At 63.0% G+C, this 14,918-nt stretch carries 10 protein-coding genes; 8 read left to right on the top strand and 2 right to left on the bottom strand.

Translation table 11 applies throughout. The features are described 5' to 3' along the window. The first annotated feature begins 7 nt into the window (after positions 1-7). Both NCR40_RS18130 and NCR40_RS18125 read left to right on the top strand, forming a co-directional pair. The gene (locus NCR40_RS18130; protein ID WP_250510177.1) at positions 8-445 is read left to right on the top strand and encodes an ACT domain-containing protein; all 438 of its coding nucleotides are present in this window, start codon (positions 8-10) and stop codon (positions 443-445) included. Between the two features lie 6 nt (positions 446-451). After that, complete coding sequence (locus NCR40_RS18125; RefSeq protein ID WP_250467331.1) at positions 452-1,732, top strand: DUF445 domain-containing protein; 1,281 nt, start codon at positions 452-454, stop codon at positions 1,730-1,732. Positions 1,733-1,736: 4 nt separating this feature from the next. Here the strand turns inward: NCR40_RS18125 and NCR40_RS18120 are convergent, their stop codons facing one another. After that, positions 1,737-3,116 (bottom strand): hypothetical protein, encoded by a 1,380-nt coding sequence (locus tag NCR40_RS18120; RefSeq protein WP_250510176.1) that lies wholly within the window; start codon positions 3,114-3,116, stop codon positions 1,737-1,739. Between the two features lie 409 nt (positions 3,117-3,525). Here NCR40_RS18120 and NCR40_RS18115 point away from each other — a divergent pair, with 409 nt between their 5' ends. Genes NCR40_RS18115 through NCR40_RS18105 form a run of 3 tightly spaced genes read left to right on the top strand, consistent with a single transcriptional unit; the run spans position 3,526 to position 8,720 of the window. After that, entirely contained in the window at positions 3,526-4,002 is a 477-nt protein-coding gene (locus NCR40_RS18115; RefSeq protein WP_250510175.1) for a nuclear transport factor 2 family protein, read from the top strand. Beyond that, complete coding sequence (locus NCR40_RS18110) at positions 3,999-5,933, top strand: amylo-alpha-1,6-glucosidase (RefSeq protein WP_250510174.1); 1,935 nt, start codon at positions 3,999-4,001, stop codon at positions 5,931-5,933. Before NCR40_RS18115 ends, NCR40_RS18110 begins: the two co-directional genes overlap by 4 nt. Before the next feature lie 51 nt (positions 5,934-5,984). After that, complete coding sequence (locus NCR40_RS18105; protein WP_250510173.1) at positions 5,985-8,720, top strand: MGH1-like glycoside hydrolase domain-containing protein; 2,736 nt, start codon at positions 5,985-5,987, stop codon at positions 8,718-8,720. A 455-nt stretch (positions 8,721-9,175) separates the two neighbouring features. On the opposite strand, the gene NCR40_RS18100 is transcribed toward NCR40_RS18105, so the two are convergent. After that, positions 9,176-11,497: an FdhF/YdeP family oxidoreductase gene (locus tag NCR40_RS18100; RefSeq protein ID WP_250510172.1), complete on the bottom strand. Its 2,322-nt coding sequence runs from the start codon at positions 11,495-11,497 to the stop codon at positions 9,176-9,178. Between the two features lie 142 nt (positions 11,498-11,639). Between NCR40_RS18100 and NCR40_RS18095 the strand changes: the two genes are divergently transcribed. From NCR40_RS18095 to pdxR, 3 genes are all read left to right on the top strand, one after another. Beyond that, a complete protein-coding gene (locus NCR40_RS18095) occupies positions 11,640-13,097 on the top strand; it encodes an aminotransferase-like domain-containing protein (RefSeq protein WP_250510171.1) in 1,458 nt (485 codons plus the stop codon). Then, on the top strand, positions 13,098-13,361 hold the full coding sequence (locus tag NCR40_RS18090; protein ID WP_244829417.1) for a helix-turn-helix domain-containing protein: 264 nt from the start codon (positions 13,098-13,100) through the stop codon (positions 13,359-13,361). A 77-nt stretch (positions 13,362-13,438) separates the two neighbouring features. After that, complete coding sequence (gene pdxR / locus NCR40_RS18085; protein ID WP_250510170.1) at positions 13,439-14,890, top strand: MocR-like pyridoxine biosynthesis transcription factor PdxR; 1,452 nt, start codon at positions 13,439-13,441, stop codon at positions 14,888-14,890. Positions 14,891-14,918 lie beyond the last annotated feature (28 nt).

Here is a 14,918-nt window from a genome sequence, read left to right as displayed (position 1 = left end):
AGCAATCATGTCTCAAGCCATTTCGGATCTGAACACGCTGCTCGCTTCGATGCGTCCCGAGCTTCAGCCCGGCGTCTATGTGTTCGCGTCCCTGCCGCACGATGCGGTGGTGAGCGGCGCGGGCATCTTCGCCACGTTCCGTGAACGCGAAGGCATGACCGTCGTGATGGAGGAAGCGGCGGCGCAAGCGGCGAACATCGCGCCGTTGTTTCGCGCCGCGTGGATCACGCTCACGGTGCATTCGGACCTCGCCGCGGTCGGGCTGACGGCTGCGTTCGCACGGGCGCTCGGCGACGCGGGCATCAGTTGCAATGTGCTTGCGGCGGCTTATCACGATCACATCTTCGTGCCGGTGGACCATGCCGGGCGCGCAATCGACACCCTCTTAGCCTTGCAGCGAAGTGCTGATAAGCTTGCGCCCTCGTCAAACCCGCCAACTCGATAGCACAGCATGGATACGCAGGATAAAGCCGTCGCGCTCAAGCGCATGAAGTGGTTCGCAGCCGCGCTGCTCGTCGCGGCGGGCGCGCTTTTCGCGCTCGCCAAAAGTCAGCACGATGCCGGCGCGTGGGCGTGGGTCTCGTCGTTCGCGGAAGCCGCGATGGTCGGCGCGCTCGCGGACTGGTTCGCGGTCGTCGCGTTGTTCCGGCATCCGCTCGGCGTACCGATTCCGCATACCGCCATCCTTCCCGCGAACAAGGCGCGGGTGGCGGACAACCTCGCCGCATTCGTGCGCGACCGCTTTCTCGGCACCGATGCGCTCGTCGCGCGCGTCAACGCCTTCGACCCGGCAAGCCGCCTGTCGCTCTGGCTCGCCGAGCCCAAGAACGCCGCGTTGCTCGGCAACAAGGCAGTGACGGCGGTCGGTCAGTTGCTGTCCCTGATCGACGACGAGCGTGTCAAGTCGATGCTTCACGAAGCCATCCGCCGCCGCGCCGAGCAATTCGATCTCGCGGGCGCGGCGGGCGAAGTACTGTCGACGCTGACGGAGGATCGCCGTCATCAGTTGCTGCTCGACGAAGGCCTGAAGCAGATGGCCGCGTGGCTCGACAAGCCCGAAGTGCAGGAGATGCTGGCGGCGCGCATCGTCGGCGTGGCGGGCGAGGAGTATCCGAAGCTCATCGGCATGCTGGGTTTCGTCGGACTGAACGCGGAGGAACTCGGCGCGAAGTTCGCGGCAGGTCTCGTGCGCGGCGCGAATCAATGGCTGCACGATGTCAGCGAGGACCCGGAACACGAGCGTCGCAAGGCTTTCGACGAAGCCGTCGCGCGCTTCATCGAGCGTCTGAGGAGCGATCCGGCGTTCAAGTCGCGTATCGACGACCACAAACGCGAGTGGCTCGCGCGGCCGGAGTTGCGCGGCTACGTGAGCGGCCTTTGGGACGAGTTCATCGGCTGGCTCGACGCCGATCTCAAGCGCCCGGACTCGACGCTGCACGGGCGCGTCGTGGCGGTGGCCGGCAGCTTTGCGCAGGCGCTGGGCGGCGATCCGGCCTTGCGCGATTCGATCAACGAACACATGCGCGACGCGCTGAAAGCGCTTGCGCCGGAGTTGCGCGAGGGGATCGCGAAACACATCGCCGCGACCGTCAAGCAATGGGACGACGCCACGCTCGTGCGCGATGTCGAGCTGAATATCGGCCGCGATCTGCAGTTCATTCGCGTGAACGGCACGCTCGTGGGCGGCGCGGTCGGGCTGCTGATTCATGCGGTAACGGTTCTTACGGCCTGACGCGTTATCGCCGCTCCACGCTCAGACGCCCGGCGGAGCGCCTGCCGCCGGCGTCATCGATGGTCACGGACAAGCCGGAAGTGAGCGCTATTTCCAGCAACGCGTTGCGGTTCGCGTCGGCGTTCGCGGCGGTCCGCACGCGCCACTCCATGCCGTCGGGTGTCTGGAGCACGTAGCTCGGCTGGTCGCCGGCGCAGTTGGCATCGATCAAGCGCGTGACATTGCCCGTTTTCGTGCCGGCATGACGTTCGTCACCACAATGAAAACTGGGACTGCCCGCGCGCGGCAGGCCGACCGCGACGCCTGTTACGACGGAATTGACGTCTGCGGTGATACTGACCGGCAACCCCCACGCCAGCGCGCGGACCAACATGTGGTGGCGGTGAGGGCAGATCTTCGCGTTCATTTGCACGCAATATTGGCGGCCGTCCCACGCGCGCAAAAGGTAATTGACTCGATCGAGCGTGTCGTAATCGATTATGCGAGTGAGAAAGCCGGTACGCGTTTCGGTCAGCCTGAGACTGAAACAGATCAGCGGCGGCGTTTCTTCGGCGAGATAAGTGCCGATTGAAAGGCCGGTGATATAATGATATTCACTGCCATATACGGTAAGTGGCAGGCCGGCACCCACTGCCATTATCATTAACCCGAGTTTTTCAGCGTCCGGTCGCCGTTCCAGACGAGCGTGATAACGCGCGCCATCCACGCTTTTTAGAACGATCCCGAGCGTGTCGCAGGTTTCGGTATCGATTATCTCTTCGATGAAACCTGTACGCGGAGTATTGCCGAGCGGCTCGGCCGTGCACTCGATATTCGGACCGAAGCGCCGTGAGCCGATCGAAACGCCCGTGACGTAATAATCCGCGCTGGCGCGAATAGTCACCGGCAAGCCCGATCTGAATGCCATGAGCATCAGCATATGGCGATTGCGGTTATCATCGGGAGTCATTTGCGCGCAATAATGCGAACCGTCGGGGCAGCGCAGAATATAGCCGAAGGTTCCGAGGCTGTCGGCATCGTCTATCTGCACGATGAGTCCGGTCCTGACGTCGTTCAGCAGGTTCCATTTGAAGAGCGAGGTCTCGGATAACCGCGTGTGTTTCAAGCCTACGGAAACGACGTCAATAAATCGTTGGCAATCAGCATTGATCGATACCGGCAAGCCAAGCGCCATTGCAAGCTGCAGTAATGCGTTTCGGTAGGGGTGATCGAGTTTATTCAATAACGCGCAATAATGTGTGTTCTCGCGGGTTTTAAGCACGTAGGTAACGCAATCCGAATCCGCACTATCGATCGACCGGATAATCGAGCCGCTTCGGGTATCCATGAGAAAGGACTCGGCCTGCCCATTGACCAGCGCATTTCTTGGTGTTCGGAATCGCATGACTGCCTCGAGAGCGGGCGGTTGTGAAATGATCGGCTTTTGGAAGCACAAATGGGAAACTAAACCAAATAAGCGTGTAGACGCTTCACCGCAATTTCATTGCGATGCTGTATCGGCTAGAACGAAGGTTTCTAAAAAAAGTAGGAAGTGACACGAATTTAGATAAACAATTTTTCGGCGTCAATTATGGTTTCGCCTTTTTTCGGGGGGTGTGCATGGGTGGGTAATCATTTGCAGATGGATTTGAAGACAAGTTGGATATCACTCGACTGTAATCCTGCTTTTTCGCATCTATCGCGTTTAAAAGACGCCGAACAAAGCACGCAGTCGCGAACAATTAGCGCTGCAGCATTGCGCGAGCCGGGAGAGAATGCGAACTTGCACGCGCCAGCGGCCCTTCCGGAAGCTCATGCCCAATTCAAACACCGAACTCATCGAGCGGTTCTACCGCGCCTTTCAGGAGCGCGACGCCGAGGGGATGGCCGCGTGTTACGCGCCCGACATCCGCTTTCAGGACCCCGCGTTCGGCCTGCTGCACGGCCGTGAGGTCGGCGACATGTGGCGCATGTTGCTCGGCCGCGCGGCGGATTTCTCGCTGACGGTGGATGAAATCCGCTCGACCGGGCAGACCGCGAGCGCCGTCGCCATCGCGCGTTATACCTATTCGGCCACGGGCCGGCCGGTCGTCAATCGTATCGAGTCGCGCTTTGCTATCCGCGATGGCTTTATCGTCGAACACATCGACACCTTCGATCTCTGGCGCTGGAGCCGTCAGGCGCTCGGCGCGAGCGGTTTGCTGCTCGGCTGGACACCGCGAATGCGCGCGACGATCCAGAAGAAGGCGCGGCGCGCGCTCAGCGATTATCGGAACAAGGCGGCGACATGACGCGTATCGAAGCGAATCGGGACGCGCCTTTCGACGCCGCGCGCCTGGAAGACGAATGGCTCGAACCGGATGCCTTCGGCGGCTTCGCGTCGGGCACCGTCGGCACGTTGCGCACGCGGCGCTATCAGGCGTTGCTGCTCGCCGCCACCGCGCCGCCCGCCGGGCGCGTCGTGCTGGTGAATGGCGTCGAGGCATGGCTCGATGTAAACGGGAAGCGCCACGCGCTCACGATGCAACGCTACGCGCCCGACGTGCTGTACCCGGACATCTCCGCCAGCCTCCTCTCGTTCGATACCTCGCCGTGGCCCACGTGGCGCTTTCGCATTGGCGACGAAACGGTGGCGAGCGCGGAAGTGTTCGTCGTGAAGGACAGCGGCGAGACGGTGCTGCGCTGGCGGCTCGAAACGCCCGTGCCGAAAGCCACGCTCGAAGTGCGGCCGCTTCTTTCGGGCCGCGACTATCACGCGCTGCATCACGAGAACGGCGCGTTTTCCTTCGATGCAACCGTCGACGTGGAGCGTGTGCATTGGCGTCCGTACGCCGATCTGCCGGCTATCGGCGCGACGTCGAACGGGGCTTATCGGCACGCGCCGGACTGGTATCGCAACTTTAGCTATGCGCGTGAGCGCGACCGCGGTCTCGATTTCACCGAAGACCTCGCCGCACCCGGCGTCTTCAGCTTCGATCTCGTACGCGGCGATGCGGTGCTGATCTTTCATGCCGACACCGGCCACGAACAGGCGCACGAGGGCAATGCGGTAGCGCTTGCCACCCGACTCGCCACGCGAGAGAGCCAAAGGCGCGCCGCGTTCGGCTCGCGGTTCGTGCGTTCCGCCGACGCCTATATCGTGGATCGCAACGTCGGCAAGACGGTCATCGCGGGCTATCCGTGGTTCACCGACTGGGGCCGCGACACCTTCATCTCGATGCGCGGTCTTCTGCTCGCGGCGGGCCGTTACGCCGATGCCGAATCGATTCTGCTCGAATGGGCCGATACGCTCTCGGACGGCATGCTGCCCAACCGCTTCCCGGACGGCGGCGGCATGCCCGAATACAACTCGGTCGATGCCTCGCTGTGGTTCGCCGTGGCGGTGCACGATTACCTGGCGACGGGCCACGCCAGCGCCGCGACCGCGAGCCGCCTGCAACACGCGGTCGATTCCATTCTCGAAGGCTATACGCGCGGCACGCGCTTTGGCATCGCGGCGGACGCGGACGGTCTGTTGCGCGCGGGCGTCCCGGGCGTTCAGCTCACGTGGATGGACGCGAAGGCGGGCGACTGGGTGGTGACGCCGCGCATCGGCAAACCGGTGGAAGTCGAGGCGCTGTGGTTCAACGCGCTGTCGATAGCAAGCGCGTGGAATGCGCGCTGGACCGCGCCGCGCGACGCTGCGCGCGCGGCTTTCCTCGCGCGCTTCGTCGATCCCGACACACGCGCGCTGTACGATGTCGTCGATGCCGATCACGAAGCCGGCAAGCTCGATCGTTCGATCCGTCCGAATCAGATCTTTGCGCTGGGCGGTCTGCCTTTCGCGCTCGTCGATGGCGACATCGCTCAAGCCGTGCTCGCGCAAGTGGAAACCCAACTGCTGACACCACTCGGCTTGCGCACGCTCGCGCCGGCCGACCCGGCGTATCGTCCGCGTTATGCGGGTGGCGTGTTGGAACGCGACGGCGCCTATCATCAGGGAACCGTGTGGCCCTGGCTCATCGGGCCGTTCATCGAGGCGTGGATTCGTGTGCATGGCGCAGCGGGCGCGCGCGAGCGCTTCATTGCGCCGCTCGAAGCGCATCTGGACAGGTACGGTCTCGATCATCTGTCCGAAGTCGCCGACGGCAATGCACCCCATACGCCTGGCGGCACACCTTTCCAGGCGTGGTCGCTCGGCGAATTGCTGCGCATAGAAAAGCTTCTGACCGAAACACGCTAAATTACGAGTCTTGCCCGCGGCATCGAACGCCGCTCATCAGGAGAAATATCCATGCCGAAATCGCGCGCCGTCAATCAGATCGACACCGTCGAAGGCTCGCGTCTGCATTCGAGCGATTGCCCGCGCTGGCAACGCTGGGGACCGTATCTGAGCGAACGGCAATGGGGCACGGTGCGCGAGGATTACAGCGATAACGGCACCGCGTGGGATTACTTTCCGCACGATCACGCGCGCAGCCGGGCGTATCGCTGGGGCGAGGACGGCATCGCCGGATTCGGCGACGACAAGCTCAACTGGTGCGTCTCGCTCGCCTTGTGGAACGGCGCCGATCCGATCATCAAGGAACGGCTTTTCGGGCTCACCAACGAGCAGGGCAATCATGGCGAGGATGTGAAGGAGCTGTACTTTTACATCGACGGCACGCCGACGCACTCGTACATGCGCATGCTGTACAAGTATCCGCATGCGGCGTTTCCTTATTCCGATCTCATCGAGGAAAACGCGCGGCGCGGCGCGGACAAGCCCGAATACGAAGTGCTCGATACCGGCGTGTTCGACGATGGCCGCTACTTCGACGTGCAGGTGGAATACGCGAAGCACACGGCGGACGACATCGTCATGCGCGTGAAAGTGGAGAATCGCGCGGACTGCGCCGCTACCATCGACGTAATGCCGCAGATGTGGGCGCGCAATACGTGGTCGTGGAAGAAGGTGTCCGATAAACCCTCGCTGAAACTTCAGACGGTGAACGGCGTGACCTATGTCGCGGCGGAACACGGCGCACACGAACAGATGGTACTCACGGCATGGTCGCCGGATACGCCCGATGTCGAATGGCTCTTCTGCGAGAACGACACCAACGTCAAGCGTCTTTTCAACATGGAGGGTCCGGGTCCGTTCAAGGATGGCGTGAACGACTACATCGTCCACGAGGACGAACACGCGATTCGCCGCGACACCGGCACGCGCGCGACGGCTCGCGCGCATCTCGAGATCGCGCCATTCGGGACGGCGACAGTGTTCATGCGCTGGCGTCCCGAATCCGCGCCCGACACCGTGCCGCTCGATGCCGACGCGCTCTTCGCGCGCCGTATCGCGGAAGCCGACGAATTCTACGGCGCGTTGCAGCACGACATCACCGACGCCGATCAGCGGCTCGTGCAACGTCAGGCGCTCGCCGGCATGCTGTGGTCGAAGCAGTATTACCAATTCGACGTTACGCGCTGGCTCGACGGCGATCCACTGCAGCCTACGCCGCCGCAATCGCGCCGTCGCGGGCGCAATGCGGAGTGGCGGCATCTGTGCAACGCGGACATCGTGTCGATGCCCGACAAGTGGGAATATCCGTGGTACGCGTCGTGGGATCTCGCGTTCCATGCGGCCGCCTTCGCATTGATCGATCCGGAGTTCGCCAAACGCCAGATGCTGTTGCTCGTGAAGGACCGTTATCAGCATCCGAATGGCCAGTTGCCCGCCTATGAATGGGCTTTCGGCGACGCCAATCCGCCCGTGCACGCGTGGGCGACGTGGCGCGTCTACGAGATCGACCGCGCGATCACCGGCAAGGGCGACCGCGACTTCCTGGAACTCGTATTCCACAAGCTGCTGCTCAACTTCTCGTGGTGGGTCAACCGCAAGGACGCCGACGACCGCAACATCTTCCAGGGCGGCTTTCTCGGGCTGGATAACGTCGGCATCTTCGATCGCTCGTCGCCGCTGCCGACAGGCGGTCATATCGATCAGGCCGATGGCACCGCATGGATGGCCGCGTACGCGCTCGACCTCATGCGTATCGCGCTCGAACTGGCCTACGCGAACAAGGTGTTCGTGGATATCGCGGTGAAGTTCTTCGAGCACTTCTTGTATATCGCGGAAGCCGTGAGCTGCGAGGACGACTGCGACACGGGTTTGTGGGACGGCGAGGACGAGTTCTTCTACGACAAGCTGCGTCTGCCGGACGGCTCGAATGTACCGATGCGCGTACGGTCCATCGTCGGGCTCATTCCCATGTTCGCCGTGCACGTGCTCGAACCGAACGTGCACAAGGCGCTGCCGGGACTGCGCGACCGGCTGCACTGGTTTCTCGAACATCGGCCGGATCTTGCGCGGCTCGTGTCGCGCTGGAATATCGCGGGGCAGGGCAATAGCGTGCTGCTGTCGCTGTTGCGCGGGCATCGCATGAAGGCGCTGCTCAGACGCATGCTCGACGAAAGCGAGTTTCTCTCCGACCACGGCGTGCGCGCGCTGTCGCGGGTGCATCGCGACAATCCGTTCGTGTTCTATCACAACGGTGACAGCTTCTCGGTGCAGTATCTGCCGGCCGAGTCGAACTCGCGCGTGTTCGGCGGCAATTCGAACTGGCGCGGGCCGATCTGGATGCCGGTGAACTATCTGCTGATTGCGTCGCTGCACGAATTTCATCGCTATTACGGCGATGATTTCCGCGTGGAATACCCGACCGGCTCGGGACAAAAGTTTTCGCTGAAACAGATCGCCGACGAACTCGCGCGCCGTCTGACCACGCTCTTCTTGCTCGACAAGAACGGCGAACGTCCGGTGATGGCGGCGTATCCGCAACTCCAGGCGGACCCGCGTTCGCGCGATCTCGTGTTGTTCCACGAATACTTTCACGGCGACAACGGACGCGGCGTGGGCGCATCGCATCAGACCGGCTGGAGCGGGCTCGTCGCGTTGCTGTTGCAGCCCTTGGCGATGGGACCGTCAGGCGTCGTGCCGCTCGCCGGCGAAACCGATGCCGAGGTGCAGGAGTTTGCCGGCGCCAAGTAACGGTCCGTCATCGTCGCTAAAAGTCAACCTCTGCCATCCGGCTGATAGTTAGGAAAAGTCGTATATCGCTTGCGTCTCCATCTGCGTAAGTTTGCGAAAACGCAAACTTGAGGACGGTTTGGAGATAAAAATGAAACAAACTACGCAAGGATATTCTGTCAGCGGCTATCAGACCGAATGGGGCGCCGCAACCCGCCAACGGACCGAGAATCAGGACAGTCCGCCGTACAAAATGGTCGTGGTGGTGTTCGCGGCGGCCATGCTGGGCGGCGCTTATGTGTCGGCCACGCTGCAAAGCATCGCGCTCGGCTGGATGGCGGGCGTCGGTATTCTGGGCGCGCTCGGCGCCGTCATTCACCGCTGGTGCACGGGTCCCGATGCGCTGGAGCGCCGCCTGAACGCACGCGCCCGCGCGCGTCACAACGCGGTGGCCCGGTGCGGCATCAACTTCGATCTCAAGCAGCAGCGCTCTGGCGGATTTCGTTCGCGGAACTCAGCAACACGGGAATGGACTTCGAAGTCGGCGTCCCGGCACCATCAGCAGTGGACGACAACGGCACTAGCGGGTTGGTCTCAGGATAGTATGCGCCCAGGCATCCACGAGGAATGTCGTACGCAACGAGGGTGAAGCCGTCCACCTGGCGCACGACATCGTCATCCCAGACACTCGTGATATCCACGAGGTCGCCCGGTTCGAAGCCGAGCATGTCGATATCCTCGCGGTTCGCAAAGAGCACACGCCGCTGTCCGTACACGCCACGATAGCGGTCGTCGAGTCCGTAGATCGTCGTGTTGTACTGATCGTGCGAGCGCGTGGTCATGAGCGTCATCAGGCGCTCGCCGTGCAGGGCGCGGGCGCGGTGAATCGGCGTATCGACGGCAATGGGGTGCACGATGAACTGCGCCTTGCCGCTCGGCGTCTTCCAGACGCGCTCGCGTGAAGCCACGCCCAAATGAAAGCCGCCGGGTTGCTTCAACCGCTCGTTATAGCGCTCGAAGCCCTCGACCACTTTTTCTATGCCGTCGCGAATCAGCGCGTAGTCGTTCGCGTGCGCAAGCCAGTCCACCTTGCCCGAACCGAGCGTCGCATGCGCCATGCGCGCGACGATCGCCACCTCGGAAAGCAGATTCGGCGAAGCGGGCTTGTTCATGCCATACGAGATGTGGACCATGCTCATCGAGTCTTCCACGCTCACGCCTTGCGCCACGCCGTTCTGCATGTCGATCTCGGTACGGCCGAGCGTCGGCAGAATGAGCGCGTCGCGGCCATGCACGAGATGGCTGCGATTCAGCTTGGTCGTGATATGCACGGTGAGGTCGCACGAACGCATTGCTTCCCAGGTGCGCGGCGTGTCGGGCGTGGCGATCGAAAAATTGCCACCCAGCCCGATGAACACCTTCACGCGGCCTTCGAGCATCGCGTGAATGGATTCGACCACGTCGTAACCGTGCTCGCGCGGCGGCTCGAAGTCGTATGCCGCGCCGAGCTTGTCGAGAAACGCCTGCGTCGGCTTTTCCTCGATACCCACCGTGCGATCTCCCTGCACGTTCGAATGGCCGCGCACCGGGCAAAGCCCCGCGCCGCGCCGGCCGATATTGCCGCGCATCATCATCAGGTTGGACAGCAACTGCACGATCGGCACTGAATTCTTGTGCTGCGTGAGGCCCATGCCCCACGTCGAGATGACGGCGCGGCCTTGCGCGTAGATATCGGCGAGCTTCAAGATTTCGTCGATGGCCACGCCCGATTCCGCGACGATCATCTCCCAGTTCTCGGCGCGCAAGTCGGCGGCGAAGCTGTCGAAGCCAACCGTGTGTTGCGCGATGAAATCGACATCGAGCACGCGGGCCTGGCCATTGGCGAGCGCGGCATCGTCGAGTTCGATCACGCGTTTCGCCACGCCCTTGATGAGCGCGAAGTCGCCACCCACTTTCGGGCGGATGAATACGGAGCTGATCTTCACGCCCTTGGGCGAAAGCATGTCGAGTGTGTGCTGCGGGCTCGCGAACCGTTCGAGGCCGCGTTCTTTCAGCGGATTGATCGACACGATGGTCGCGCCGCGTTTCGCGCAGTCGCGCAACTCGCCGAGCATGCGCGGATGATTGGTCGCCGGATTCTGACCGAAGAGCAGCAGCGTGTCGGCGTGTTCGAAGTCGTCGAGCGTCACCGTGCCCTTGCCGACGCCCACGGTATGCGGCAGGCCACGGCTCGTTGCCTCGTGGCACATGTTCGAGCAGTCGGGGAAATTGTTCGTGCCGACCATCCGCACGAAGAGCTGGTAAAGGAAAGCGGCTTCGTTGCTTGCGCGGCCGGACGTATAGAACGCGGCCTTGTCCGGATGGTCCAGCTTGTTGATGTGCGATGCGATCAACTCGAACGCCGCGTCCCATTCTATCGGCACATAACGGTCGCGCTTGGCGTCGTAGACAAGCGGGTCGGTCAGGCGGCCATGCTGTTCGAGTTCGTAGTCCGACTGCGCCATCAGCGAAGTCACCGTGTGCTCTTCGAAGAACGCGGGCGTGACGCGCTTCGCCGTGGCTTCGGCGGCAACGGCCTTGACGCCGTTTTCGCAGAATTCAAATGTCGATGCATGCGCCCGGTCCGGCCACGCGCAACCGGGGCAGTCGAAGCCATCCGGCTGATTCTGCTTGAAGAGCGTCCGGTAATTGCCGCCCGCGACCTTCTCCTTGACGAGATTGATAGCCACCTGTTTGAGCGCGCCCCAGCCTGCGGCGGGGTGTGTGTACGGTTCGATGCGAGCTTCGGGCTTCTTCATGGTGTGGCGTGTCGACGCACAGGACGATTCGATACGTCGATCCTACTGTTTCCCAAATGGCGCGCGGCGCACAGAAAACGTGAAATAAGAGGGATACAGTTGGTAGACTGAACGCCCTCCTTGTTTCGACACGACCGCCGCCGTGACCCTCTACGAAAAGCTCGCCGATGAGATCGAAGCCGCCGTGCGCCGTGGCGTGTTCGCGCCGGGCGAGCGCATTGCGTCGGTGCGGCAGGCGAGCCAGCAGCACGGCGTGAGCATCAAGACCGTGCTGCATGCCTATGCGTTGCTCGAAGGCCGCGGCGTGCTGGAAACGCGTCCGCAATCCGGCTATTTCGTGCGCGCCAGACCCAAGGCCGAAACGCCGCGTGACGAGACGAAGCGCCGCGCGCGTCCCGTGGCGGTGGCTTCCGAAGTGGACGTGAGCCGGCTCGTGCTCGCCACGCTGCGCAGCATCCGCGCGCACGACGCCGTGCCGTTCGGCTCGCCGTATCCCGATCCCGAGCCGTTCCCCTGGCGGCGCATCAACCAGTACGCAAACGCCATCGCGCGGCGGCACACGAGCTGGAATCTCATCGACGATCTGCCGCCCGGCAACCCCGAGCTCATCCGCCAGATCGCGCGGCGCTACGCGGAGAACGGCGTGAGCGTGGACCCGGCCGAAATCGTGATTACGGTCGGCGCGACCGAAGCGATCAATCTGAGTTTGCAGGCGGTCGCGAAGCCGGGCGATACCGTGGCCGTCGAGTCGCCAACGTATTACGCGATGCTGCACGCCATCGAGCGGCTCGGCATGCGCGCGATCGAGGTGCCGACGCATGCCGTCGATGGCATCGACATCGAGGCGCTGGCGCAGATCATCGGCAAAAGAAAGATTGCTGCTTGCATGGTGATGCCGAATTTTCAGAACCCGCTCGGCTTTCTGATGCCGGATGCGCGCAAGCGGCAACTCGTCGAATTGCTGAGCGAGCACGAGATACCGGTGATCGAAAACGACGTGTATCACGAGCTCTATTTCGGCGATGCGCGGCCTACGACACTCAAAAGTTTCGATACCAAGGGGCTCGTGCTTCACTGCGCGTCGTTTTCGAAGAGTCTCACGGCGTCGTATCGAATCGGCTGGGCGATGCCGGGACGTTTTCGCGCGCAAGTCGACAAGCTCAAGTTCCTCAACACGCTGACCACGCCTTCGGTGCCGCAAGTCGCCGTCGCCGATTATCTTCGTCAGGACGGTTACGACCGGCATCTGCGCGGCGTGCGCAAGCTCTATCAGCAACAGGCGCGCATCATGCGTGCGATGGTCGAGCGCTTCTTTCCGGCGGGCACGCGCACGTCCGCGCCACAGGGCGGTTATGTGCTTTGGGTCGAATTGCCGGAGCGCGTCGATTCGATGCAGCTTTATCGCGCGGCGCTCGAATGCGGTATCACGGTCGGGCCGGGCTATATGTTCTCGACGCGCAATGCCTTCAGCCACTTCATTCGCTTGAACTACAGCTATCCGTGGACCGCGCAGAGCGAGGCGGCGTTGCAGCGTTTGGGCGAACTCGTCGGCGAAATCGATCGGCGCGCGGCGCGAGACGACATAGAGAACGAGACATAGATGAGCGATGACATCGATCCCATACTCGTCGCCGTTCTGGCGCAACTCTGGCGCGCGCGTCGGGAGAGCCCGGAGAAACCGTGGTCGCTTGCGAAGTTGGCGAAGCAGTCCGATTTGCCGATGAGCGCGTTGCGGCGGCAGCTTACCGGGCTCGCGGATGCGGGGCTGATCGAGATGACGATCACGGAAGAGGGCGCGGGAAGTGCGTGGTTGAGCGCCGAAGGGGTGACGTTATGTGCGGCGGTGTTTGGGGCGGAAGGGTGAGGCGAACGCGGCGCTGGTCTTGTGAATGCATCGAAATCCGTTCATCCTAGGTAGCCACGCTCAATCGGTGCTTCACCTTGGACATCCACATCACCCTGCACGGCCGTCACGACCTCACGGGCCAGATCTACGGCCAGTTGCGCGCGGGCATCATCGAAGGGCGGCTTGCCGCTCATGCGCGCCTGCCGTCCACGCGCGATCTCGCCGCGCAGCTCGGCGTGTCTCGCAAGACGACGCTCGATGTATTCGATCGCCTGATCGCCGAAGGTTTTCTTCGCACTCGCGCCGGCGATGGCACCTTCGTCGCCGATGGCCTCACGCGTCTGCCCGCCGCCCGCGCCGAGCCGACCTCGGCGCGCGCCCGCGCCACCGGCATCTGGCGCAAGATGCCCGAACGCATGTCGATGCCCATGCCGCCCGCCGACATCACGCTCGACTGCGATTTCAAGGGCGGCGTGACCGACAAGACGCTTTTCCCCTTCGATGCCTGGCGCCGCTGCGTCAACCAGGCGCTGCGCACGCAGGCGCGCACGGGCGGCGGCGTGGCGTCGTATCGCGATCCGGCCGGCGAGCAGGAGCTACGGCTCGGCATTGCGCGCTATCTGGCGTTCAGCCGCGCGGTGGTGTGCAACTGGCAGGACGTCCTCGTGACGCAAGGCGCCCAGCAGGCGCTCGATCTGCTCGCGCGCGTGGTGGTCCAGCCGGGCGATGTCGTCGCGATGGAAGAGCCGGGTTATCCGCCTGCGCGCGCCATTTTCTCGGCGCTGCACGCGCGCATTGCGCACGTTCCCGTCGATGAGCACGGGATCGTCGTGGACAAGTTGCCGCGCAATACACGGCTCGTCTACGTGACGCCGTCGCATCAGTTTCCGCTCGGCATGCCGATGAGTCTCGCGCGCCGGATCGAACTGCTCGAATGGGCGGCCAAACGCGGCGCGGTGATCGTCGAGGATGACTACGACGGCGAGTTTCGCTTCGAAGGGCGGCCGGTCGAGTCGCTGAAGAGCCTGGATCATGCAGGGTTGGTCGCGTATGTCGGCACGTTCTCGAAGACGCTTTTTCCGGATTTAAGGATTGGCTACGTGGTGCCGCCCGCGACGCTTTCCGAGCCGCTCTGGAACGCGCGGCAAGTTTGCGATCTGCACGGCTGCATGCTCACGCAGACAGCGCTCGGCGCCTTCATGCTGGATGGCGAATATGCGAAACATTTGCGCCGCATGCACAAGGCGTATGCGCAACGCCGTGCCGCGTTGATCGCGCATCTGACGGGCGCTCTCGCGCACTGGTTCGAGCCGATGCCATCGACGGCCGGCATCCATCTGGTCGCGCGGCTTTTAGAGCCGTGGCAGGAAGCGCGCGTGGTCGCGGCGGCGCGCGAGGCGCAAGTGGGGTTGTACGGCATCGCGCCGTTTTATGCGGGCAAGCCGCTCTTGCAAGGCGTGTTGCTTGGATATGGCGGGACGAGCGTCCCGGCTATCGAGCGTGGGTTGAAGCGGCTGGCGGAGGTTATGGCGGCGATGGGGGCGTAGGCGCTTGTTTGCGTATCGCGCAACGCGC

The sequence above is a fragment of the Caballeronia sp. GACF4 genome, from assembly GCF_023631025.1.
In the GTDB taxonomy this organism is placed as follows: Bacteria; Pseudomonadota; Gammaproteobacteria; order Burkholderiales; family Burkholderiaceae; genus Caballeronia.
This window is presented reverse-complemented; position numbering and strand designations above follow the sequence as displayed.